A 3139-nucleotide genomic window follows, 5' to 3' on the forward strand; every position below is an offset into this window, starting at 1 on the left:
CTCTCCCGGCGAGAACCATGCCCCCGGGGCCGCACCCTAAACACGTCGCACGCCAGGTTACGTCTTCGGCCATCAGCCGGAAGGTATCCTGTTCCACGCTGAGCGGATATCCCATGCTGGTGAGGGCCACAAGTCGGTCGCCGGAGAGCACGCTGGCAGCCAGTGCGTTGCGGTCATACAGCACATGAGGTGCGAGTCGGGGTTCCTCGCTGTCCCGGCAACCGATTGTGACCTGCAGGAAAGTTGCTGCCAGGAGAGGAACAAGCAACAACCATCGTCGGCAGGGGACCATGTGTCACTCCCCTTATGGGCGTCACGCAATTTGGAATACGTATTGGCGGTCCGTTCGTCGCAGAAAATGCAGATCGCACGGATGGCGGCGCGGCCCCGAGTCGGGCGCCGTGCCGTTCATTTCATCCTTCTGCCGTCAGGCCACGGCACGCCTGCCGTGCCAGGGCGGTTCGACATTCGATATTCGCCGTTTAGGAAAAGGGGACGGGAGTATTTTGCCGCCCTTCGACAAACTCAGGACGGCCCCGAGTGTTGTCGAGGGGCCGGAACGGCCCTCCGGGTGCCCGCCCCAGGCGGGTAAACTTCGCACAAAATACTCCCGTCCCCTTTTCCTTTCACTCGTGCCGGAGCGCCTGGATGGGGTCCATCTGGGCCGCCCGGTAGGCCGGATACATTCCGCTCGCCACGCCCACGAGGATGCTCGTCCCGAGGGCCACGGCGACGGCGGTCGGCGTGACGATCGTCTCCGCGAGGCCCGCAAGCGCCGCCTCGCCGCCGACGCCTAGGCTTGCCGCCGCCTTCCCCAGAAGCCAGGGCACCGCCATGGCCAGCCCGACGCCCACCGGCACGCCGACCGTCCCGCCGATGCTGCTCAGCATCACCGTCTCGACGAGGAACTGGCTGACGATGTCCTTACGTTTGGCGCCCATGGCGCGGCGGATGCCGATCTCTCGCGTCCGCTCCGTCACGCTCGCCAGCATGATGTTCATGATCCCGATGCCTCCCACGAGCAGGCTGATCGCCGCCACGCTCATCCCCAGCACCACGAAGAGCCACTTCGTCCGCTCGAGCGCTTCGAGCCTCTCGAGCGGCACCTTCACGTCCCAATCCTTCTGTTTCGGGTCGTGATACCTTTCCAGGAGGCTCGTGATGATATTCGCCGCCGGGCGCACCTCATTCGCCTCGGCCAACTTGACGGTGATTTCGTGCAGTTCGCACACCTCGGCGGTCTCCGACCCTGCGGAGCGGTCCCTGAGCACTTCGCCGAAGCGTTTGCTCGCGGCCCGAAGGGGAATGTACACGACGCGGTCGAACTCCTTCTCGCCGGCGCTCGCGCCTCCTCCGCCGCGCGCCGCCAGCACCCCCACCACACGATACGTCTGGTCCGCCAGCCACACCGCCTGGCCGATCGGGTCCTCGCGCGGAAAAAGTTCCTCCGCCACCGGCGCCCCCAGCACGCACACGTTCGCGACCTTCTGCTCGTGCAACTCCGACAGCCATTGTCCGCGCGCCACCTTCAGGCCGTACGTCTCGCGGTACCACGGCACGACGCCCAGCACTTCCACGCGCGACGCGCGCGTCAAGTGCCGTGCCGTCGTCCGGATCCGCCGCGCCGGAACCACCACCTCGGCGTCCACGACGCTCGCGCGGATGCGGGCGGCGTCTTCGTACGTCAGCCCATAGACAAGCACGAAACTTCTGGAGCGGCTCGTGTTCGTCGGGTCCTCGGTCGGCTTGACGGCCTCGACGATGATGTTCGTCGCCCCCATCCGCAGGACCTCGGCCTGCATCTTCGCGCTGATGCCCTCGACAACCGCCATCGTCGCAATCACCGCGCACACGCCGAACAGAATCCCCAGCATCGTCAGGACGCTCCGTCCCGGATGCCTCAGCAGGCTGTCCACCCCCAGCCGCAGAATCTCGGTTGACTTGAATGAGAGCACGTCAACTCCACAATGAGAAATTCCGAAATTCGAATGACGAATCAAACGGCAAACCCGAATGACGAAAGAATGACCAAATCCCAACCGCGTGCTTCCGTTTCGTCATTCGAGTTTCGGATTTGATTCGTCATTCGGGTTTCGTCCTTCGTCATTCTGCCGTAGGTGGTGTTACCACTCGCCCATCGGCCAGGCGGACGACGCGGTGCGTCCGCCGGGCGATGTTCTCGTCGTGCGTCACCACGATGAGCGTTCGCCCGCGTGCCGTCAGGTCGTCGAAAATCGTAAGGATGTCCAGGCCGGTTTTCGAGTCGAGGTTGCCGGTCGGCTCGTCCGCGAGGATAATGAGGGGATCGTTGGCGAGCGCCCGCGCGATGGCAACGCGCTGCTGCTCGCCGCCCGAGAGTTCCATCGGCTTGTGGCGCGCCCGGGGACCCAAGCCCACCTGTTCCGCCAGCGCCGTCGCCCGCCGCCGACGGTCCCGCCGATGCATGCCCTGGTAGAAGAGCGGCACTTCGATGTTGTCGAGGGCCGAAAGTTGCGGGATCAGGTTGAACGATTGGAACACGAATCCGATCCGCTGGCCGCGCACTTCGCTCAGTTCCCCGTCCGACAGTTGCGACACGTCCTCGCCGCCCAGCAGATACCGCCCGCTCGTCGGCCGGTCCAGGCACCCCAGCAGATTCAGGAGCGTCGACTTACCCGACCCCGACGCCCCCATGATCGCCAGATACTCGCCCTCCTCGATCCGCAGGGTCACCCCCCGCAGCGCCTCCACCACCAGGTCGGCGCCCATCCGGTAACTCTTCTCGAGGTCGACGAGTTCCGCCAGGCTCATGGATCGCTCGGCCTCCCCTCGGCCGGCGCGGGCGCGCCCCCCTGTTTCTCCATCCGGCCTCGCATCGCACGCATCATCTTCTCGCGTTCCTCCGGCGTCGCCGATTCCAACCGCTTGCGCATCGCCTCCACCTTTTCCGGCGTCATGCCCGCCGGCAGCCGCTTCTCTTTCGAATCCGGGGTCTCAGATCTCGGATTGTCTTGCCCCTCGCCTTCGCCGGTTTTCGCCGGCGCCCTTTCCTCCGCCCGCGCCTCCGTCCGGCTGCCCGCCTTGGCCGCCTCGCCCTGCTGCGACGCCTCCGGTGTCACCGCCAGCCCGGGCGCCTCCTCTTTCTTCGCCGGCGCCGACA

The 3139-nt window shown here is 65.8% G+C and carries 4 protein-coding genes; all 4 read right to left on the reverse strand.

Annotated features, from left to right (window positions below):
• Nucleotides 1-292, reverse strand: a 292-nt coding sequence (locus tag NTX40_03225) for a hypothetical protein (protein ID MCX5648097.1), incomplete at its 3' end; no start/stop codon positions are given.
• A 334-nt stretch (nt 293-626) separates the two neighbouring features.
• Nucleotides 627-1955 carry an ABC transporter permease gene (locus NTX40_03230; GenBank protein ID MCX5648098.1) on the reverse strand — a complete coding sequence of 443 codons (1329 nt, stop codon included), beginning with the start codon at nt 1953-1955 and terminating at the stop codon, nt 627-629.
• A gap of 148 nt (nt 1956-2103) precedes the next feature.
• Nucleotides 2104-2790: an ABC transporter ATP-binding protein gene (locus NTX40_03235; GenBank protein MCX5648099.1), complete on the reverse strand. Its 687-nt coding sequence runs from the start codon at nt 2788-2790 to the stop codon at nt 2104-2106.
• Nucleotides 2787-3139, reverse strand: a 353-nt coding sequence (locus tag NTX40_03240; protein ID MCX5648100.1) for a hypothetical protein, incomplete at its 5' end; no start/stop codon positions are given. The genes NTX40_03235 and NTX40_03240, both read right to left, overlap by 4 nt.

The sequence above is a fragment of the Planctomycetota bacterium genome (genome assembly GCA_026387035.1).
Taxonomy (GTDB): Bacteria; Planctomycetota; Phycisphaerae; order FEN-1346; family FEN-1346; genus JAPLMM01.